The sequence below is a fragment of the Moritella yayanosii genome, assembly GCF_900465055.1.
GTDB lineage: Bacteria > Pseudomonadota > Gammaproteobacteria > Enterobacterales > Moritellaceae > Moritella > Moritella yayanosii.
Genome location: NZ_LS483250.1, coordinates 2,322,569 through 2,341,316, shown reverse-complemented (window position 1 = coordinate 2,341,316; position 18,748 = coordinate 2,322,569). Strand labels below are relative to the sequence as shown.

Sequence of the window (18,748 nt, the reverse complement as noted above, 5' to 3'; positions counted from 1 at the left end):
AATTAGGCGCGAAATATTACATTTTATTCTTATAATACAATAAGCTGAGAGTTTTATGTTGTAGCAGTACCGATAATGTTACTATTGTTATAGCTGGTCATTGTATGTCATGTGATTAGGCTTGTTTCATATAGCATAATGATTCAAATTCATGCTGTTCATCAAGTAAATCAGCAAGACTGTATTGGTCGAGTGTTATAAGAAAAGCTTCGATACCAGTCTGTAATACATTTTTTAACTGGTAAGTTGGTACTAACTCGCTGTCTTGAGTATTATTATCAAAGCCTTTTAAATTGTTCTCTAGGGCTCGCACTAGCTGTCCAATGTTAATTTCTGACGCAGATTTTGCTAACCAGATCCCGCCATTTTTTCCTCGAGATGATTCGATATAATTTAATGAGGAAAGATGAGCTATGACTTTTGCAATATGGTTACGTGATGCTTGGTACACCTCTGCAACTTCAGCTGAGCTTGAGCGTTGTCCTTTTGGAAGAGTGGATAAATACATTAATGTGCGTATGCCAAAATCAGTATAAGTTGTTATCTTCACTTTTATCACCCTTGTGTACGTTATCGTAAATTAATTATGCGCAGATTGCTCTAGACATTACTTTTATTACTCGAGTTCAGGATACCAACTCTTTTTCAATTTTATTATGGAGTACTGCGTCGCCGTATTTTTGTACAAACACCTTAAAGCCTTCGAGTAATTCTCTAGGGTGACTGAATTGACAGTAGGTAACCGGGTAGTCTTGATCGAGTTCTTTTAGCAATGGACTTTTGATTGGGGCGCCACGCCATACGGCAAAAAAAACCGGTTTAGGGTGTATTGAACTTAAATTGTAAGACAGTTCATAAGCATCGCTATCATTGGATGATGTATGAATATACAGCAGCGCATCAACAACCGATAACAAGCGTAAGCGATAATGCCGATAATTAGCCGGTGTAAAAATAATGCCAGTTTGGCGCTGAAAAGCGTGCTGGTAATCATCTTGTTCTTCATTAAGCTTAAAAGGAAGGAATTCGAGGCCATCTATATTGTATTGTAAGAAAGTAATTACATTATCTAAAATTTTCAAGTGGTCTTTATGAATATCCCCCACATTTTGTTTGACTAGTAGCTTCATCTTGATTCCCTTTCCTGACGATCGTTAAAATCGGTTGTTAGGGTTACAGTTATACGCGGAATTATTAGAAATATTAACCAAGAGGTTGAGTTATGTTAGCTTAGATTTGAGATTGGTAAAAAAGTATTAAAAACAAAAATATAAGCTCAGTCAGATGGCTTATTTATTTTATCGAATAAAGTTTTTTAACGATACCTTTGGCAATTTTTTGTAATAGATAAGTTTCTCGCTCAATTGACAGGCCTGCTCTTGGATGACTAGCGATAACTTCGAGGTTATGGGCAATTGCTTCGTGGATATTGATCCATAGCGCGCTGACGCCATTTTTGATTTCATTTTCTTCTAATCTTGGTGTACCTAATTGCTTGTTAGCATCGCAAGTAAAGCAGTAAGAAACCATTTTTATACTGTCAAAGCCACCTTTATACCAAGGACGAAGTTCTTCGTAGCAGCCATAAGGTACAATGTTATTAATATTTTCAGCGCCGGTCTCTTCTTCTACTTCACGAATTAAACCAGTGATGATGTCTTCATCTTCATGTAAGCCACCACCAGGTAAACTGTAATCATGATAGCGTGCAGTAAAGATCAATAAGATCTCTTCGCCTTGCGTAATAATACCGCGTGTTGAGATCCGCTGGTCAGTATTTTGAGGTGCTGTTACATCGGGGTGGATAGTAGAACGCAGGATAGGCATTTGGTTGATCATTGTAAAGTGGCTCTTGTCTTAATAGTTGAATGAGATTTCAAACAGGGCGTATAGTAACACATTCATATTTGGTCACTAAAATACGCTAACTCAGCCAAAAAAACACCCACTTTATGAGTGAATATGTCGTTTAGGAAAAGTTTATCTAAACGATATATTACGCCCTGTCACAACATCTTAACATCGCCGCATACCCAATAATAACAACAGGATTTTTGTAATGAAACGCAACTCTAAAGTGACTTTCACTCTTAGTTCAGCTATCGCGCTGGCATTAGCCACAGCTTCTGCATCAGTATTTTCAGCTGGCGTCCAGATTGGTGAAGATTCAGCATTAGGCCGTGCAAATGCAGATGAAGGCGCTATCACTGATACTGCTGCTTTAGTATTGACTAAAAAACCTGCAGCGATGACGATGTTTGATAAAACGAAGGTATCAAGTCAACTTGCTTTCATTACACCTGACGTAAACTTACCGTCTAAATCTCATAACCTTCTTTCTTAAACATTGATTGTCCTTGGTACTAAAGCGTTAGTGGTTATATGGTTGAATATATAATTCGACGCTAATTACCGAGATGGCACAATTAACTTGATAGGCTAGCGTGTAATGCTGTACTATTACACCATTACAGTCTAAGTGCAGGGTTTGTTGGTTATGTTTAATGAATTACTTCGAAATATCACGAGTAAAGATGATATATCTCTAATCCTTCCCATGTTACTTTCATCAGAAGAATTAAACGCTATTAACGCGCGCACTTTGGTTTATAAAGAACTATTACTTGCAGAGCGGTCACAGCGTGAAATAGCAAGAATACACAATATCAGTATTGCCACGATCACTCGCGGTTCGAATAATTTGAAAGCCATGAGTGATAAAGAAAAACAATTATTACAAACATTATTAATTAGGGAGTAGGACTATGTCTGAAGTCATGACCGCCAATCAAGAAGTTCAACCATCCTCTCTCAGTGGTATATTCATCATTACGGGGACCAGTATTGGTGCCGGTATGTTTTCTTTACCGATATTAACATCAAATATGTGGTTTGGTTGGGCGGTATTGTTTTTGTGTGTGTCTTGGTATTGCATGTACAGTTCGGCGCTTTACTTACTTGAGGCGAATCAAAAATTTAAACGTGGGGTTAATTTTGATTCGATGACGAAAGCTTTATTACCCACATCATTACGTATACTTAACGGCTTATCGGTGCTGTTCGTCAGTTACATCTTAGTTTATGCCTACATTTCGGGCGGAGGCTCAATGCTGGGACACAGTTTGCAGTCAGGTCTGGGTATTGATATTGACCAGTCCGTTGCCAGTTTTTTGTTTGCGGTATTACTGGGTTTGATCGTGAGCTTTAGTACTAAAGCCGTGGGTCGTTTTACCTCGGCGATGTTGGGTGGCATGGTAATTACCTTTAGTATTGCCATTTATAGCTTATTGAGTGGCGCAAACCTTTCTTTATTACAGCCGTTTGCTGAGATGACAGAAAGATTACCGTATAGCTGGGCAGCAATTCCCTCGTTAATGGTGTGTTTTGGCTTTCATTCTAATATCCCCAGTTTGGTTAAATATTATAACAAAGACAGTTCGAAAGTTGTTAATTCAATCCGTTACGGTAGTTTGTTAGCACTTGCTATCTACTTGATCTGGTTGTTAGCGAGCTTTACTGTTATTGGCCGTGATGGTTTTTCCAGTGTTATTGCACAAGGCGGTAACATGGGTGCATTAGTTGCGGCGTTAGAGTCTACGGGTTCAGGCGCAACACTTGCGGTGACCTTACAATTATTTGCTAACTTTGCTGTTGCGACATCATTCTTGGGTGTGGCACTTGGTTTGTTTGATTTCTTAACAGACCTACTGAAACTGGATGATACCTTATCGGGTCGTAGTAAAACGGCGTTAGTGACGTTTGTACCGCCAATGATTGGTGGGGTATTATGGCCAAATGGTTTTATCTACGCGATTGGTTACGCTGGATTTGCGGCGGCGGTATTTGCCTTGTTTACCCCAGTTGCGCTAGCCTTTCAGGCACGTAAACATTTACCAGCGACTGATTTCCTGGTGTCGGGTGGTCATGCTCGTATGGCTGTAGTATTAGTGTTTGCGGTTTGCGTTGTTAGTTTCCAAGTATTATCTATGATGGGGTTGCTAGCATAACTGAGCCTAGTCATCAGTGTATTGCTGTTAGTGAGTGTTCATTAACGGCGAACTCGCTAATTAATATGCCTTAATTTAGATAAAAATGTTTATTTGATCGAATAGTTTTGAGTTAATCATATTTTATTAAGTATAATAAGGCATATTTTGATTACGTGATTTTAATATGAATTATTCCTGTTCTCGCATTGCTATTATTAGTACGTTTATTTTCTCCTTGTCGGGCTGTTTTGATATTGCCGACATCCCCAAATTAAATTCTTCATGGAAAGTTGCAGGCGCAACATCCGTAAATAGCGAACAAGGTGGTTTTGTCACGGATACTGTCGCGACATGTCCGGTATTTGTAAAAAATATAGCCGTCACAAGTAATGAACTGCCTACAGAGTTTAGTATTGCAGATTGGAATATTTATAAGCAAGAAGACGATAACTGGCGTCGTGAGCTAACGACGATAATTGAACAAAATGATTTGATTGTATTACAAGAAGCGAAATTAAGTTTTTTACTACATCAACTTATGCAGCAACATGAATTAAGCTGGACACAAGTCGAGGCTTTTAGTGTTTACAATCAATCAATGGGTGTATTAACGGCAAGCCGCGTTGCGCCGATATCTGTTTGTAAGCAAACAATAGTTGAGCCTTGGTTACGTTTTCCTAAATCGTCACTGGTGAGTTATTACCCGTGGGCAGGCAGTGATGAACCTTTGCTTGTCGCAAACATGCACATGATTAATTTTACCTTGGGTGTCGATGAGTTTAATCAACAGCTAGAAGGTGTTATTGCAGTGATCCGTCAACATGATGGCCCTGTGATCATGGCGGGCGATTTTAATACCTGGACAAATAAACGTTTAAACCAATTACATTTGATGACGGCGAGTGTTGAATTGCAACAATTGGTTTATCAAAAAGATGTGCGTAAAACGGCATTTGGTTATCCCCTTGATGCTCTTTATTTTAGAGGCATGCAACAACTCAGTGCATCGTCTTATGAAACGGATGCATCTGACCATAACCCAATCGTGGCACGATTTGGTCCGCTGCTTTAATGATAGTTAAGGAAAAATCGATGGAAAAATTTAAACAGCAGTACCCAGTTATTGTCGATGACATTGTGCGCTGGGGTGACATGGATGCATTTGGTCACGTTAATAATACCGTGTATTTTCGCTACTTTGAACAAGCTAGGATTGGCTATTTTGAACAAGTACAAGCAATGGAATACATGCAAGCACATGGTATAGGCCCTATTTTAGCCGCGACGAGTTGTCGTTTTAAAGCGCCATTAAAGTCACCGGACACGATCCAAATTGGGGCTACAATATCTGAATTTTATGAGCACAAACTGATTATGAAATATGCGGTTTGGAGCAATAACTTACAACGTGTGGTTGCAGAAGGTGAAGGGGTGATTGTATTCGTTGATTACCATAAGCATAAGAAAATGCCGGTACCTGCAAATATTGTTGATAAGATTAAATTGTTACAACCGACGTTATTCACTGCCTAGCTATATTTTAAAGTAAAAAAAAGCAGACTAATATAAGTTAGTCGGCTTATTACACTACAACATGTCTTTATAATTCAATCGCGTTTTTTGCTGCTTTTTCATTTAAGAATAGGCAACCAAGTGTGAATGCATTTTGTTGGAATTTTTTCAGACCGGTTTCTGCAAATTCAACAAAGATCGGGTGATCGAGTAGTAGTTGTTTGTAGTACGTTTGTGAAACCATGCTCACTTCAACGCTATCTACCAGTTGGATCGCCGCTTCTGCTTTGAAACTGGTTGAACTACCACTAAATTTACCTTTAGTTAGACGTTCTTTGATCACTACGTGTTCAATTTTATAATCTTGCATTAGTTGGGCAAATTCTTTATGAAACTGACGCATTTGATACGCTTCAGTTGAACTTGCTAAGGTGATTTTTCTTTTACGGCATTCAATAAGTTCAAAAATCCCGTCTTTTAAAGATAGGAAACATAGATTTACTTCATTGCCTGCTAGTTCAACACTACAAATTTTCATTAAATAACTCACCATAAATAAAGATAACTTCGCTATTATAACCACTTTATTGTCAGTTAACATGGTTATCGTTGTTTCGTTGTGAATTTATACGATGGTATCCTTATACCTAAGCTACTTCAAAATGCTGTATTTCGAAGTAGCTTGGGTATATAAACAACTTAATTGTAAGGAAACAGAATGACATATTTACCTTGTGTTGAAATTGAACCTAAGCAAGCTGCAAACGCCAGTGTTATCTGGTTACATGGACTGGGCGCTAACGGCCATGACTTTGCCCCCGTAGTCCCGATGATCTCGCTTCCTGTTGAGCACCAAGTTCGCTATGTCTTTCCGCATGCACCAGAAATTAAGGTCACCATTAATAATGGCTATAAAATGCCAGCTTGGTATGACATTTTAGAGATGACGTTAGAGCGAAAAATTGATATGTCTGGTTTGATGACCAGTGTTGAGCAAGTTCAACAATTGATCCAACGCGAGATCGACCGTGGCATTGAGAGTGAGCGGATCATTGTTGCTGGTTTTTCTCAAGGTGGTGCGGTTGCGTATCAAAGTGCATTAACCTTTGCTAAACCATTAGCTGGATTGATGGTTATGTCGAGCTATTTTGCGACAGCTAAAACCATTGAGCCGCATCAAAATAATCTCACGTTACCGGTGCATATTTATCATGGCAGTGCTGATCCGGTTGTCGCTGAGTCCCTTGGACTCGATGCGGTAAAATATTTAGAAGCACTGGGTTATAAACCCAATTATAGTCGTTATCCGGCAGAGCATACGGTTACACCACAACAATTAAATGACATATCTCAACATATAAAGCAGTTTTTAACGACGAACATGGATGGTTAACTCGAAGTTTACGCGATTTAAGATGCGGTTATTTTATCGATATAAGTATTTTATTTCGTGATGATTTTGTTATTAGGATCACAGTGATACAAGTTATGCTCTCATTTATGGCTATTACATCTATGCTTAATAGTTCCTAGTATCGTTGATAAGATTTAACAATGCGCCAGAATGAAAACTGCAATTCAAATAATAATGATGTTGTTAATAATAATGTGATAATAGATAATTTCATTGCCATTAACAATCCAGATATTGAATCACTCGACGGCATTGAGAGTGCTGCCGTTGAGGTGACGTTAGCGGCCAAAATGAACTTTGTACGCCAGGTTTGGTTAGCTGGGCTCGGTGCATATAGTAATAGTATTGAGGGACTAAATATTGCGGGTGAAAAATCGTCAATGTTTTTTGAAGAGCTGTTACGTCAAGGCGAAAAGGTGGATAACGAGTTTAAGTTGCATACGACGGCTGAACATATATCTTTGCACGGATTAGAAACGTTGATCCAACGGACTTTTACTAAATTAACCGGCATTGAAAGTGATAAAATAAATCAATTAAATGATAAGCTAGATGCGTTACTGGCTGAGTTAGTTGATATAAAAGAAGCCACTTAAGTGGCTTCTTTTATATCGTGATCACGACATTGTAATCAGATTAATCTTCGGCGAGTAATTTATTAAGGTATTCACTAACGTTGGCTCTGATTGGCATAAAGTAGACATTATCATCTTTGGCTTGCACCTTTTTGATCATGGCTCGGCCAAACTTAATATTCCACTCTTTTGTCGGTTCGAAATCACTTGGAAAAACCACATCGTTTTTATTTTCCCAGTACGATTTACTGGTTTCGCTGTGGATCGGACTCAGGCCCCAAAATACTTCCGTATCTTGCAGCATATCCATGTATACATCGAGTAATTTTAAATCAAAAAATGGTTGCGTGAAAAAGCCATCAACACCCGCATCAAGTTTGTCGTGAATATAATCGAGCTCTTTACGCATGCTGGTTCGATATTGATCGATCGCGGCGTACACTTTCATATAGGGCAGTTCTTTTTTGATAATACGAATAAGTTCACATGATGTATTGCGATAGGTTCGGTGTGAAATATCTTGCGGTGGATCGCCTTCGACCACGAGTACTGAATTGATTTTACTATGACGGAAAAAATCGGTTAATGGAAAGCCGTTTCTTAGATCAAAATCGATAGCGCGAAGGTGAGGGATCACCTCATCGAATTTATCTTGTAGGCGATCGCAAGCATCCCAGCTACGAACATCAAAACGCAGTAAGTCGGGAATATTTAGCGTATTAATTTGACTGAATTGGCTTACTTCTTCGGCTTCAGTATTTAAAGTTTCCCATGAACGGGGTACAAGCTCTATCGAGTATTTCAAATTACATCCCTTTTATTATCAACAGTCCTCGTCGATAATCCTTTTAATACCCAAACTCGGCTCCGCGTGTTTGGGCTTTTTCAATTATTGATATAGTTTGTATTACTATACTCAAGCATCTTGAAGTAACTTGGGTATATTACTTATTTAGCGGCTAACTGCTGTAACCAGGCAATTTCATCAGCCCAAATAGTATCGTCAATCGTTTCCAACACCATAGATATACCATTAAAGCGTTCATCCTGCATGATAAATTTAAAGGCATTTTCGCCAATAAACCTGCCCTAAGCTGCGATGGCGATCAACTTTTGTGCATTGACCAGCGGTGTTTTCAATGACAGCTTTGACTGAAGTTGATTTTTGCAGTGCAAGGTTAATTGATTCTGCTACCAGCTTTAGACTGTCTGAGTCTGATATTTTTTTAAAGTGACTGCCTGGGTGGACGTTAAGTAAGGTTGAACTTAATTGCTCGCAACGGTGCATTTCATCATTTTTAGTTAATTTAACGACAAAATGGTTTTAAAGGGATATTTTTACGATAAAATCAGGTTCTTGGCAATGCTAATCTTAAGGGTTTATAAATGAAAACTTGGTCAGAATTTTTGTTGCACGAGCAGCAACAACCGTATTATTTAGAATTACAAAACTTTATCACTGCTGAAAGAGCGGCCGGAAAAGTCATTTTTCCTAAAGAGGCTGATGTATTTCAAGCATTTGCATTAACCCCGTTAAAAGATGTCAAAGTGGTGATCTTAGGGCAAGATCCGTACCACGGACCAGAGCAAGCGCATGGTTTATGTTTCTCAGTATTGCCGGGTATTAAGATCCCACCTTCATTACGTAATATGTATAAAGAACTGAGTACTGATATTGATGGCTTTGCAGCGCCTGACCACGGTTATTTAATCGAATGGGCACAACAGGGCGTTTTAATGTTAAATACCGTATTAACGGTAGAGCAAGCGAAAGCCCATTCCCATGCCAAATCGGGTTGGGAGACGTTCACTGATCATGTCGTTGAACTGCTAAACCAGCAAGATGAAGAGATTATTTTTGTATTATGGGGGAATCACGCCAAGAAGAAAGGTTGCCATATCGATCGCAGCCAGCATCACGTTCTAGAGGGGGTGCACCCATCCCCCTTGTCTGCAAGTCGTGGTTTCTTTGGTAGCCAACATTTTTCTGCTATTAATAGCCGTTTACAACTACGCCAGCAGACAGCCATCAATTGGCAAGTGAGTACTGTTGAGCGGCTCATATAATATCGGCCGAACCGACGATAATGACACCTTTTGCAATTATACTTTATATAGATGAAAATTGAACTCGATCAAAGTAACTAACACTATATGGGTATAAGGTGGTGAGAGATAATTTCAAATTGGAGTTTATATGTTATCTCTCATAACAAAAGATCATGAACAAGTAGAGTTACTATTAAATGTACTAATTGAGCAGCTAGCTGAACTCGAATCTGAACAGCAGGGTGTTAATTTTAAATTAATGGATGATATTGTAAATTATTTACGTAACTACATTGACCGTTACCATCATCCGAAAGAAGATTTGATCTATTCGTATTATCTTGAACATTATGTTGAAGATGCTGATATGCCGAACCGTCTTGCCAGTGAGCACCAAAGCTTAAACTTCCTTAGCCGTGAACTTTCGCATTCATTAAATATGATCCAACTGGATTCTGTGATGTCATTTGATACACTTGCAGTACAGTTGCGCGGGTTTGTAGACAAACAGCGTGCCCATATTCAATATGAAACCAATGTGGTCATGCCACTAATGGCTGAGAAATTCACTCCAGATGATTGGTGTCATATTGAGCATTTGTGGAAAAATGGCGATTTGCAAGATGCACAAACCATTGCTGTGTTTAATGATGCCTATAAGCAATTAACACAGCGTATCGTTACCGCTGGATTTATTGGTGAGGAAAAAGAGGATATCTGCTTAGTATGAAGGGTAACACCTAGCTGTGATATAGGTATCACTCGCATTAAAAAAGCCGCATTCAATGCGGCTTTTTATTAAGCAATCAGATCAGAGTAATAACTTAAAGGATCATTATAACCGTCCATTTCCTTTTCTAAGATTAGCTTATCCTTAATCGCTTCAATTTCACGCCATTTTCGTTTTGACATTGACATTGACTTTGCTTCTTTTTTTGTATTTTCTATCGACACTTGATTTATTCCTTCCATGGGATCACCTTTGTAATGATAGTTACTCTGTCTCTATAGCATTATTTTCATGATCTTGGTCATATTTAGTCGTGTATTTGAGTGGTAGATCACGTAAAAAGATCAAAAATGGAATCGGTATAAAATAGTTTACGAAAAATACACGGTGATTATTTTTAAAATATGTATCTAATTAGGGGGGGGCATTGTTAGTTCGATAATTTTAACGCCTGTTGATTAACAATTTACTGGTTTTATATGTTATATTTCGCGCCTTGTTCAGATGGTGGTATTATTTTCACTGCTATCTGTGGATTTTAATAAGAGTATGGAAAGACAATATGACGGAAGTTATCGACTTTATAAACGGGCTGCTGTGGGGCTCTGTACTGATTTATTTACTTATAGGTACAGGTCTGTATTTTACCTTTAAATTAGGTTTTATTCAGTTCCGCCATTTTACTCACATGTTCTCTGTTCTTGCTGGTAGCCGTAAAAGCAGCTCTGAAGGTGTATCATCATTTCAAGCGCTATGTACAAGTCTAGCTGCGCGTGTTGGTACTGGTAACCTTGCTGGTGTTGCTGTGGCAATTACTGCGGGTGGCCCTGGTGCTGTATTCTGGATGTGGTTAATTGCTGTTATTGGTATGGCGACTAGTTTTGCAGAAAGTTTATTAGCGCAATTATTTAAAACCAAAGATGCTGATGGCAACTTCCGTGGTGGTCCCGCTTACTACATGGAAAAAGGTTTAGGTCGTCGCTGGATGGGCGTTGTATTCTCTATCTGCCTAATTGTTGCATTTGGCTTGGTATTTAACGCGGTGCAATCTGATGCGATTGCCAACTCAATGCATAATGCGTTTGGGTTTGATAAAACGATTGTTGGTCTCGTATTAGTGGTATTTACAAGTTTCATCATTTTTGGTGGTTTGCGTGTGATCGGCGCATTTGCTGAAATCGTGGTGCCATTCATGGCGCTGGCTTATATCCTGATTGCGTTTGTTGTTGTTGCAATGAACATATCAGAACTGCCTGCCGTTTTCGAACTTATCATTAAATCTGCATTCGGCTTAGAAGAAGCAGCTGGTGGCGCATTAGGTGTTGCTATGATGCAAGGTATCAAACGTGGTTTATTCTCGAATGAAGCAGGTATGGGCAGTGCACCGAATGCTGCGGCAAGTGCGGCACCATTCCCGAATCACCCCGCATCACAAGGTTATGTGCAGATGCTAGGTGTATTCATCGATACTATCGTCATCTGTACTGCGACAGCGTCTATTATTCTACTTTCTGATCTGGGTGATACATCGGGTATTGGTGGTATCGAATTAACGCAGCATGCATTGTCATCACATGTAGGCGATTGGGGGAGTACCTTTGTTGCTATTGCGATCCTATTCTTCGCATTTACGTCAATTGTGGCGAACTATTCATACGCTGAAACCAGTATTTTATTCTTGAACCGTGATTCGAAAGTAATGATCTGGATCTTCCGTGCTGCTGTTTTAGGTATGGTTATGTTTGGTGCTGTAGCGAAATCAGATCTGATTTGGAACATGGCAGATGCGTCAATGGGCTTAATGGCACTGGTCAATATCATTGCTATCTTGATGTTATCTAAGTATGTCATCATCGTCGCGAAAGATTACAACAAGCAACTCGCTGAAGGTAAAACGCCTACATTTGATAGCGCTGAATATCCTGAAATCGATAAAAAGATCAACAGTGAAATTTGGAACTCTAAATTTAAAAAGTAGTATTTTAATTACGTTAGATTAGCATTGCAAAATTAGAAAAAGCCACCCATTACAACAATGAGTGGCTTTTTTATTAGGTATTAATTGAGTCGTAAGAAAATGGTATTAAATTTACTTAACTCAAATAGTTAGAGTTTTAGCTCTAGTGGCTTTATGGTTAAATTGACGTTTAATACCGACTCACATAGGATCAAGTCATGAATAAATTAGCAACTCTAGCTTCTGCAATACTATTTAGTTTTTCTGTTAATGCGGCACAGGAAGTGTCTGGCGTTTCAGTGCCAGATAGTGTATCTGTTGAAGGTACATTACTTAATTATCAAGGGGCAGGTGTTCGTAGTAAATTCTTTATTGATCTGTATGTTGGTTCACTATTTACACAAACAGCGAGTAAAGATGTCGTAAAAAGCCAAGATGTAAGTGCGATTCGTCTTAATATCATTTCAGGTCTCATTACCTCTGAAAAGATGGTTTCGGCGATCAACGACGGTCTTGACAGCGCGACTGCGGGTAATACCGCCCCGATCTCTGCTGAAATAGCCGAGTTTATTGGTGTGTTTAGTGCAGAGATAGCTAAAGGCGATCAATTTACTTTGGTGAGTACACCAGGTAAAGGTTTGGTAACGTATAAAAATAATGAAAAATTATCGACTATTAATAACGACGTTTTCCGTCAAGCGGTATTGTCTATTTGGTTAGGTGATGAGCCTGCTGATGATGACCTGAAAGAAGATATGCTGGGTTTGTAATTTGCCTTGTAATTGAACATTACAAGGCAATAATAAAAATGGCTTACTGTTAAGAATAAAATCTTAACAGTAAGCCATTTTTTATGCCTGGGCTATTTATCAACCACAGCTAGGCTTTGCGGTGCTAACTCGTTCTTGCGAACGTAGTTAACTAAGTATTCACCTTTGTTACGTCAATATAAAGTCGTAGTGCTTGTCCTGGTTGGATATATTTCTGCTTAGCTAGGCCATTCCATCTCACCAGGTCTTTAATTCTTACATTAAACTTATTGGCAATACGTGCAAGTGAATCACCTTGACGGACCTTGTAGGTAATATTACGCATAATGCCTTTGCCATTCGCACTGCCTTGTTTCTTACCTTGCCACACCACCAGTTTTTGATTGACCTTTAAGGTGTCTTTAGGCGCGATATTGTTCCATTTCGCGAGGCTCTTGTAGTTAACTTTATAGGCACGTGAAATATCCCACAAATTATCACCTGGCTGTACTTTATGCACTATTTTAAAGCGCCCCGCGGGTTTTTCTTGGCGACGAGTGAGTCGTGATGATTGGCTAAATTTATAATAATCGAGATCTTTCACAGCCATTGGAATTAACAATGCTTGACCGATCTTGATCATGCTGCTGTCTAGATTGTTAACCGAGGCGATGATCTTGCTGGACGTATTATAATTTTGGGCAATTTCACTTAGGCTATCGCCTGATTTAACTTTATAGCGTACCCAATTTAAACGGCCTTTAGCATCCGTTTTTGCTAATGCAGTTTTAAACTGTGCTACATTTTCATTCGGAATTAATAATGTATGTGGACCATCAGGCGCTGTAGCCCATTGGTTAAACCCTGGATTAAGACGCTGTAGTTGAGCGACATCTATCCCTGCTAAGTCGGCGGCAAGTGCTAAATCGATTTGGCTGTTGATGTCAACTTGTTGAATAGCTGGCTCGTTAGCAATCACAGGTAGCGTCAGGTTATATTTTTCAGCGTTTTGTAAGATATCAGCAAGCGCTAATAATTTAGGGACGTATGCCTCTGTTTCTTTTGGTAGCGACAAGGACCAGAAGTCCGTTGCTAAGCCGGCTTTTTGGTTACGTTTAATAGCACGACCGACGCGACCTTGACCTGAATTATATGAAGCCAAAGCATGTAACCAGTCACCGTCGAAGCGACGACTTAAGTATTCCATATAGGTTAGAGCCGCACTTGTCGATGCCAATACGTCACGGCGACCATCGTACCACCAGTTTTGCTCTAGACCGTATTGCGTTGCAGTGCCTGGTACAAATTGCCACATACCCGATGCGCTACCATGCGAGTAGGCAAATGGGTCAAAAGCACTTTCTACCACAGGAAGCAGCGCCAGTTCTAAGGGTAAACCACGACGCTCGAGCTCTTCAACAATGAGATATAGAAATGGTTCTGCACGTTGTGATACCGTTTTTAAATGTTGAGGGTGGTCTAAAAACCACTTACGGTGTTTGGCAATACGGGCATTATTGGGGATCGGAATAGTCATTTGCTCAGCGATACGAATCCAGACATTATCAATTGGCTCGACGGTAACGTCTTCGGCGATAATGAGTCTAGCAATATTTTCTGCTGTTGCATTATCTAAACCGCTGTCTGCATTACTGACTTTTACAGATGGGGCAACGACAGGCGTTAGAGTAGTTTGCACATCGTTACTACGATCTTCAGATGTCATTTGACACCCAGTCAGTAATATCAATACCGGAATAGATAATTTAAATTTCATATACGTCTTATATAAGTGAACAACGTTGACATGCTAATAGCCAACAGAAAACAAAGCAAGTATACCATTGAGGGTATTGATGCTTAATATTGGGTTAAAAATGGTCTTTCCATACTCTCAATGCTGTGAACACGGCTTGCTCGCTGGTGAGGATATCAAGCAGTTTATGTTCCATCGCCATACTGACCGTTGCTTCGTTGGTGCGTAAGAAAACATTGATTTCCTTTTCGTTTTTCAGGCTATTTGGTACGGTTGGTAGTCCTTGTTGACGTAATTTCGCCGTATATTCGATGTGTTTTTTTAGTGCGCTATTTTGTGGTTCGACGGCATAGCAAAACATTAAATTCGCTTGAGTATATTCGTGAGCTGGATACACCAACATATTTTCATCTAAGGCTTTAATGCGTTGTAGAGATGAAAACAATTCTGCCGCGCTACCATCAAGCAGTCGACCGCAGCCACCCGAGAATAGAGTATCACCCGAGAACAGCATCGTCTGGTTATAGTAAACTACATGTTCACGTTTATGCCCCGGTGTCGTCATTACGGTCAATGCTAAACTATTATTAAGGAGATTTAACTGGCTATTTTCAGTGACTAAGGTGACTGGAGCATCAACCTCTATCGCAATCGACGAATAGACCTGCACAGGATCGATCGATGCGTTAAGAATGTCACTAATACCATCGATATGATCATAGTGGTGATGGGTAATTAAAATCGCCTCGAGAATTAAATTTTGCTGATTAATGACTTGTAATACCGCGTCTGCTTGACCGGGATCAACGATACAACAGTGATTATTTTCAGTATTTTTGATTAACCAAACATAATTGTCGTTAAATGTTGGTATAGAAATGACTTCAAGCATTGCATCGCTCTCTTTATGGGATTATCTTTAATTACATATAAAACAAAATTTTAGCGGATATTGTCGTGTTAATAAAACCTGCACATCATAAATATGAGATAACAATTCCCCATTCTTGGAATGATCTTCCTATGGGAGAGTGGCTTGCTAGCCAAATTCAGGCGCGCCTTGATGCTTGGTGTCCAATAATATTTGGCTATCATCTACTAAAATTGGGTTCGTTAAGTGGTGAGCTTAATTGTTTTGGCAGCAGTATACAACACCAAGTAACAGCGACGTCAGAGTTAGGTATGGGTGGTATATTTATTGATCCTGCTCATTTACCCTTTCAGGAAAATTGCATTGATGCGTGTATCTTGACGCAATCATTGGATTTTTCGGCGGATCCTCATCAAGTATTGCGTGAGGTTGAACGGGTATTAACGGGTGACGGTTATCTTATCTTAAGTGGTTATAATCCGTTGTCATTGTGTGGTTTAGTTAAACTATGTGGGATTAAACGTAATCATCCGCCTTGGTCAGGAAGAATGTTTACTCCTGCACGTATTAAAGATTGGCTAGAGTTACTTGGTTTTGAAATTATTCAAGATGACCGTTTTGGCTTCACCTCTTTTTTAGGTAAGAAACCACTAACCTGGTGGTCTGAGAGTATCGGTCAAATGCATTTCCCTTCTTTTTCATCGGTCTATTTTATTGTTGCGCGTAAACGTCGTATGCCAATCTCACCGGTCAAAAATTGGTGGCAAGTCAGTCATGCCAAACGTCGTTTTATACCGACTGGGGCAACGCAAAAATTACCGCATAAGCCGTATTAGACTGCATTGTGCCTTTTTTATTTGCCAAGTTTACTTCTTCATTTGATTTAGGCGTGTTATCAGGTGAATCGAAGGCTAATTCATATTAGAATAGCGATTGTTTAATTTAGGTGGTGATATTTATGTCGTTGGATAATGCAGAGTTAATACAGGGCGCTGGTCGTATAATCGTTTTTGATACTGAAACAACCGGTATGAATACTGGCGCAGGAGGTGTACACATTGGCCACCGTGTGATTGAAATTGGTTGTATTGAGTTGATCAATCGTCGACCGACGGGACGTACATATCATGTTTATATCAAGCCAGACCGTTTGGTTGATCCTGAGGCGATCGCCGTACACGGTATTACCGATGAATTTTTGCAAGACAAACCCAGTTTCGCAACGATCGCAGATGAATTTATCGCCTTTATTAATGGTGCTGAGTTAGTTGCACACAACGCTTCGTTTGATATTAACTTCCTAGACCATGAATTTAGATTACTGAATAAAGGTCTGCCTGAAACTAAAGAAATTTGTAAGATTACCGATACATTAGCGATTGCTAAGAAACTTTTCCCAGGTAAACGAAATAACTTAGACGTGCTATGTACTCGTTATGGTATTGATAATTCACACCGTACCCTGCATGGCGCATTACTCGATGCGGAGATCTTAGCTGACGTTTATCTGTTTATGACAGGTGGCCAAACTAAGTTGAATTTATCGCAAGATAGCGCTAATTCGCAAGGGGGGGGGATTCGCCGTGTTGCAGCAAGCCGAGCGCCATTGACAGTGGTGAAAGCAACAGTTGATGAACTGAAAGCGCATGATGAACGACTTGGTATCGTTGGTGATGCGTTGTGGCAAGTACACTAAGATAAGGACAAACATGCGTAATATTTGGTTGTTACTGGTATTAATTAGTGCTGTTGCTATCAGCACTGTTACATCCGCTAAAAGTGTCTATCAGGCTAATGTTTATCAGACACATGATATTAAGTTGTTAGATAATCGTTTTCGGGTTGATTATGGCATTGAGCAAATCACCTTTATTATTGCGCGTGAACGTTTTTCTAAAGCGGTGATCTTAGTGCGTCCTGACGGCAGTAAAGTTTATATTTGGGATACGTCTGATCGCGTTCATTGGATTGAAGGCGAAGAGCATGACATTATCACGATTGATAATCCGATGCCTGGACCCTGGCAAGCATTAGGTAAGATCCAAGGAGATAACCGAATTCAATTATTGTCAGACGTACAACTGCAAGTCAACCGTTTGCCTATTCAATTATATAGTGGCGAACGTTTAAAAATCACGGGTGAATTATTACATTTGCAAAAGCGCCTTAACGCCACGTATTTACGCGATACCGAACTGATTGTTACTGCTTATGGTTATAATCGCACAGAAGATGAGAATTTTAGCTTTACCTCTCAAGAGTTGGCGAAGTTTAATGATAAAGGTGTATTTTTTGATGAAGTGCCTGAAGACGGGCTTTTTACGGCCTATTTGCAACTTGATTTAGCGACGGGTAAGTATAAATTTGAGGTGGCAGTAACAAACAATGCTTTTAGTCGTCATTTTAATCAAGACATTGTTCTGTTCCCAAAACCAATAAAGACGCAGATGTTACCCTTACTGATGGATGGCGACCCGCAGTTAAAACTGACTTATGATATTGACGAATTAAAGCCCGAGAGTATTGTTATTAAAGGTCGTCTCGAGTCTGTTCATCATGGTAAGAGTAATGACTTTATCATTTATGGTAAAGCAGGGATGACAGAACAAATTTATTCTTTTGAACGACCGGCTGAGTTTGGTCGTTATAGTATTGAATTAGAGTTGTTTGCGACCACAACAGCAGGACGTGAGATTACCATTCACATGCCTTCAGAAGCATTTGTGATACCAAGACCGATTGTTATTGAGAGTGCTCTGATTCCTGCTGCCATAGCCTCTCAGGCAGACACGACAGAGATCGCAATGGATATGTTCGAGGATTCAGAGAGCGACAGGGATTTATTATTGTGGGCCATTGGCGGTTTGATCTTGTTGGTCTGTTTAGCGGTGGCAGTATTATTTAGTATTAAGTTTTGGCAAAAACGTAAATTTGAAAAAGCGATATCAACCCCAATAGGTGATGATATCGCATCACCATTGCCAGCTGAATCGACAGATAAACAGAGCATGATAACTGATTTGGATCTTAATTCACTGGATAAATAGTCTGATATTTAAACAATTAGGCAATGTAACTGATTTGTGCAGGTTAAGGTTCGCATTACACGTTATTAAAGAGTCGTTTCGCGATTAACACTTGTTTAA

Annotated in this window: 23 protein-coding genes; 14 read left to right on the top strand and 9 right to left on the bottom strand. The window is 39.5% G+C overall.

Going from position 1 to position 18,748, the window contains the following annotated elements; genetic code table 11:
- Window positions 1-115: 115 nt before the first annotated feature.
- From MORIYA_RS10820 to MORIYA_RS10810, 3 genes are all read right to left on the bottom strand, one after another.
- The gene (locus tag MORIYA_RS10820) at window positions 116-550 is read right to left on the bottom strand and encodes an Rrf2 family transcriptional regulator (protein ID WP_112715111.1); all 435 of its coding nucleotides are present in this window, start codon (window positions 548-550) and stop codon (window positions 116-118) included.
- 76 nt (window positions 551-626) lie between these two features.
- The gene (locus tag MORIYA_RS10815; protein ID WP_112715109.1) at window positions 627-1,130 is read right to left on the bottom strand and encodes a hypothetical protein; all 504 of its coding nucleotides are present in this window, start codon (window positions 1,128-1,130) and stop codon (window positions 627-629) included.
- 163 nt (window positions 1,131-1,293) lie between these two features.
- Window positions 1,294-1,839 (bottom strand): NUDIX hydrolase, encoded by a 546-nt coding sequence (locus MORIYA_RS10810; protein WP_112715107.1) that lies wholly within the window; start codon window positions 1,837-1,839, stop codon window positions 1,294-1,296.
- A 220-nt stretch (window positions 1,840-2,059) separates the two neighbouring features.
- Between MORIYA_RS10810 and MORIYA_RS10805 the strand changes: the two genes are divergently transcribed.
- The 5 genes from MORIYA_RS10805 (at window position 2,060) to MORIYA_RS10785 (ending at window position 5,522) form a co-directional block, all read left to right on the top strand.
- Window positions 2,060-2,344: an outer membrane protein transport protein gene (locus MORIYA_RS10805; RefSeq protein ID WP_232011606.1), complete on the top strand. Its 285-nt coding sequence runs from the start codon at window positions 2,060-2,062 to the stop codon at window positions 2,342-2,344.
- A 153-nt stretch (window positions 2,345-2,497) separates the two neighbouring features.
- Window positions 2,498-2,761: a trp operon repressor gene (gene trpR, locus MORIYA_RS10800; RefSeq protein WP_112715105.1), complete on the top strand. Its 264-nt coding sequence runs from the start codon at window positions 2,498-2,500 to the stop codon at window positions 2,759-2,761.
- A gap of 4 nt (window positions 2,762-2,765) precedes the next feature.
- Window positions 2,766-4,007, top strand: a complete 1,242-nt coding sequence (locus MORIYA_RS10795; RefSeq protein ID WP_112715103.1) for an aromatic amino acid transporter — start codon at window positions 2,766-2,768, stop codon at window positions 4,005-4,007.
- A 166-nt stretch (window positions 4,008-4,173) separates the two neighbouring features.
- Window positions 4,174-5,061, top strand: a complete 888-nt coding sequence (locus MORIYA_RS10790) for an endonuclease/exonuclease/phosphatase family protein (protein ID WP_112715101.1) — start codon at window positions 4,174-4,176, stop codon at window positions 5,059-5,061.
- Window positions 5,062-5,081: 20 nt separating this feature from the next.
- Window positions 5,082-5,522 (top strand): acyl-CoA thioesterase, encoded by a 441-nt coding sequence (locus tag MORIYA_RS10785; protein ID WP_112715099.1) that lies wholly within the window; start codon window positions 5,082-5,084, stop codon window positions 5,520-5,522.
- Between the two features lie 67 nt (window positions 5,523-5,589).
- Here the strand turns inward: MORIYA_RS10785 and MORIYA_RS10780 are convergent, their stop codons facing one another.
- Window positions 5,590-6,039 (bottom strand): DUF3010 family protein, encoded by a 450-nt coding sequence (locus MORIYA_RS10780; RefSeq protein WP_232011605.1) that lies wholly within the window; start codon window positions 6,037-6,039, stop codon window positions 5,590-5,592.
- Between the two features lie 180 nt (window positions 6,040-6,219).
- Between MORIYA_RS10780 and MORIYA_RS10775 the strand changes: the two genes are divergently transcribed.
- Together MORIYA_RS10775 and MORIYA_RS10770 are read left to right on the top strand one after the other, a co-directional pair.
- On the top strand, window positions 6,220-6,894 hold the full coding sequence (locus tag MORIYA_RS10775; RefSeq protein WP_112715095.1) for an alpha/beta hydrolase: 675 nt from the start codon (window positions 6,220-6,222) through the stop codon (window positions 6,892-6,894).
- A 161-nt stretch (window positions 6,895-7,055) separates the two neighbouring features.
- A complete protein-coding gene (locus tag MORIYA_RS10770; RefSeq protein ID WP_112715093.1) occupies window positions 7,056-7,511 on the top strand; it encodes a phasin family protein in 456 nt (151 codons plus the stop codon).
- A gap of 40 nt (window positions 7,512-7,551) precedes the next feature.
- On the opposite strand, the gene MORIYA_RS10765 is transcribed toward MORIYA_RS10770, so the two are convergent.
- Together MORIYA_RS10765 and MORIYA_RS21375 are read right to left on the bottom strand one after the other, a co-directional pair.
- A complete protein-coding gene (locus MORIYA_RS10765) occupies window positions 7,552-8,295 on the bottom strand; it encodes a methylenetetrahydrofolate reductase (RefSeq protein ID WP_112715091.1) in 744 nt (247 codons plus the stop codon).
- Between the two features lie 255 nt (window positions 8,296-8,550).
- Window positions 8,551-8,778: an apurinic/apyrimidinic endonuclease family protein gene (locus tag MORIYA_RS21375; RefSeq protein ID WP_232011604.1), complete on the bottom strand. Its 228-nt coding sequence runs from the start codon at window positions 8,776-8,778 to the stop codon at window positions 8,551-8,553.
- Window positions 8,779-8,876: 98 nt separating this feature from the next.
- On the opposite strand from MORIYA_RS21375, the gene ung reads away from it, so the two are divergent.
- Window positions 8,877-9,557, top strand: coding sequence for a uracil-DNA glycosylase (ung, locus tag MORIYA_RS10755; RefSeq protein ID WP_112715089.1), 681 nt, complete (start codon window positions 8,877-8,879; stop codon window positions 9,555-9,557).
- A gap of 130 nt (window positions 9,558-9,687) precedes the next feature.
- The gene (locus MORIYA_RS10750) at window positions 9,688-10,269 is read left to right on the top strand and encodes a hemerythrin domain-containing protein (RefSeq protein WP_112715088.1); all 582 of its coding nucleotides are present in this window, start codon (window positions 9,688-9,690) and stop codon (window positions 10,267-10,269) included.
- A gap of 68 nt (window positions 10,270-10,337) precedes the next feature.
- On the opposite strand, the gene MORIYA_RS10745 is transcribed toward MORIYA_RS10750, so the two are convergent.
- Entirely contained in the window at window positions 10,338-10,511 is a 174-nt protein-coding gene (locus tag MORIYA_RS10745) for a DUF3545 family protein (protein WP_112715087.1), read from the bottom strand.
- Between the two features lie 320 nt (window positions 10,512-10,831).
- Here MORIYA_RS10745 and MORIYA_RS10740 point away from each other — a divergent pair, with 320 nt between their 5' ends.
- Window positions 10,832-12,247, top strand: coding sequence for an alanine/glycine:cation symporter family protein (locus MORIYA_RS10740; protein WP_112715086.1), 1,416 nt, complete (start codon window positions 10,832-10,834; stop codon window positions 12,245-12,247).
- Between the two features lie 197 nt (window positions 12,248-12,444).
- Window positions 12,445-12,996, top strand: coding sequence for a chalcone isomerase family protein (locus tag MORIYA_RS10735; RefSeq protein WP_112715085.1), 552 nt, complete (start codon window positions 12,445-12,447; stop codon window positions 12,994-12,996).
- 151 nt (window positions 12,997-13,147) lie between these two features.
- Here MORIYA_RS10735 and MORIYA_RS10730 read toward each other — a convergent pair whose 3' ends face one another.
- Both MORIYA_RS10730 and gloB read right to left on the bottom strand, forming a co-directional pair.
- Window positions 13,148-14,752, bottom strand: a complete 1,605-nt coding sequence (locus MORIYA_RS10730; protein WP_112715084.1) for a LysM peptidoglycan-binding domain-containing protein — start codon at window positions 14,750-14,752, stop codon at window positions 13,148-13,150.
- A 94-nt stretch (window positions 14,753-14,846) separates the two neighbouring features.
- Entirely contained in the window at window positions 14,847-15,623 is a 777-nt protein-coding gene (gene gloB, locus MORIYA_RS10725; protein ID WP_112715083.1) for a hydroxyacylglutathione hydrolase, read from the bottom strand.
- Window positions 15,624-15,688: 65 nt separating this feature from the next.
- Here gloB and MORIYA_RS10720 point away from each other — a divergent pair, with 65 nt between their 5' ends.
- From MORIYA_RS10720 to MORIYA_RS10710, 3 genes are all read left to right on the top strand, one after another.
- Window positions 15,689-16,438 (top strand): class I SAM-dependent methyltransferase, encoded by a 750-nt coding sequence (locus MORIYA_RS10720; protein ID WP_232011603.1) that lies wholly within the window; start codon window positions 15,689-15,691, stop codon window positions 16,436-16,438.
- Window positions 16,439-16,560: 122 nt separating this feature from the next.
- Entirely contained in the window at window positions 16,561-17,298 is a 738-nt protein-coding gene (gene dnaQ, locus MORIYA_RS10715; RefSeq protein ID WP_112715081.1) for a DNA polymerase III subunit epsilon, read from the top strand.
- Window positions 17,299-17,311: 13 nt separating this feature from the next.
- On the top strand, window positions 17,312-18,649 hold the full coding sequence (locus MORIYA_RS10710; protein ID WP_112715079.1) for a TIGR03503 family protein: 1,338 nt from the start codon (window positions 17,312-17,314) through the stop codon (window positions 18,647-18,649).
- Window positions 18,650-18,748 lie beyond the last annotated feature (99 nt).

What these genes read in the sequence shown, in the direction of transcription:
- MORIYA_RS10815 (WP_112715109.1), bottom strand. Translation starts at nt 1,130, where the DNA reads ATGAAGCTACTAGTCAAACAAAATGTGGGGGATATTCATAAAGACCAC.
- MORIYA_RS10810 (WP_112715107.1), bottom strand. Translation starts at nt 1,839, where the DNA reads ATGATCAACCAAATGCCTATCCTGCGTTCTACTATCCACCCCGATGTA.
- MORIYA_RS10805 (WP_232011606.1), top strand. Translation starts at nt 2,060, where the DNA reads ATGAAACGCAACTCTAAAGTGACTTTCACTCTTAGTTCAGCTATCGCG.
- trpR (WP_112715105.1), top strand. Translation starts at nt 2,498, where the DNA reads ATGTTTAATGAATTACTTCGAAATATCACGAGTAAAGATGATATATCT.
- MORIYA_RS10795 (WP_112715103.1), top strand. Translation starts at nt 2,766, where the DNA reads ATGTCTGAAGTCATGACCGCCAATCAAGAAGTTCAACCATCCTCTCTC.
- MORIYA_RS10790 (WP_112715101.1), top strand. Translation starts at nt 4,174, where the DNA reads ATGAATTATTCCTGTTCTCGCATTGCTATTATTAGTACGTTTATTTTC.
- MORIYA_RS10785 (WP_112715099.1), top strand. Translation starts at nt 5,082, where the DNA reads ATGGAAAAATTTAAACAGCAGTACCCAGTTATTGTCGATGACATTGTG.
- MORIYA_RS10780 (WP_232011605.1), bottom strand. Translation starts at nt 6,039, where the DNA reads ATGAAAATTTGTAGTGTTGAACTAGCAGGCAATGAAGTAAATCTATGT.
- MORIYA_RS10775 (WP_112715095.1), top strand. Translation starts at nt 6,220, where the DNA reads ATGACATATTTACCTTGTGTTGAAATTGAACCTAAGCAAGCTGCAAAC.
- MORIYA_RS10770 (WP_112715093.1), top strand. Translation starts at nt 7,056, where the DNA reads ATGCGCCAGAATGAAAACTGCAATTCAAATAATAATGATGTTGTTAAT.
- MORIYA_RS21375 (WP_232011604.1), bottom strand. Translation starts at nt 8,778, where the DNA reads ATGCACCGTTGCGAGCAATTAAGTTCAACCTTACTTAACGTCCACCCA.
- ung (WP_112715089.1), top strand. Translation starts at nt 8,877, where the DNA reads ATGAAAACTTGGTCAGAATTTTTGTTGCACGAGCAGCAACAACCGTAT.
- MORIYA_RS10750 (WP_112715088.1), top strand. Translation starts at nt 9,688, where the DNA reads ATGTTATCTCTCATAACAAAAGATCATGAACAAGTAGAGTTACTATTA.
- MORIYA_RS10745 (WP_112715087.1), bottom strand. Translation starts at nt 10,511, where the DNA reads ATGGAAGGAATAAATCAAGTGTCGATAGAAAATACAAAAAAAGAAGCA.
- MORIYA_RS10740 (WP_112715086.1), top strand. Translation starts at nt 10,832, where the DNA reads ATGACGGAAGTTATCGACTTTATAAACGGGCTGCTGTGGGGCTCTGTA.
- MORIYA_RS10735 (WP_112715085.1), top strand. Translation starts at nt 12,445, where the DNA reads ATGAATAAATTAGCAACTCTAGCTTCTGCAATACTATTTAGTTTTTCT.
- MORIYA_RS10730 (WP_112715084.1), bottom strand. Translation starts at nt 14,752, where the DNA reads ATGAAATTTAAATTATCTATTCCGGTATTGATATTACTGACTGGGTGT.
- gloB (WP_112715083.1), bottom strand. Translation starts at nt 15,623, where the DNA reads ATGCTTGAAGTCATTTCTATACCAACATTTAACGACAATTATGTTTGG.
- dnaQ (WP_112715081.1), top strand. Translation starts at nt 16,561, where the DNA reads ATGTCGTTGGATAATGCAGAGTTAATACAGGGCGCTGGTCGTATAATC.
- MORIYA_RS10710 (WP_112715079.1), top strand. Translation starts at nt 17,312, where the DNA reads ATGCGTAATATTTGGTTGTTACTGGTATTAATTAGTGCTGTTGCTATC.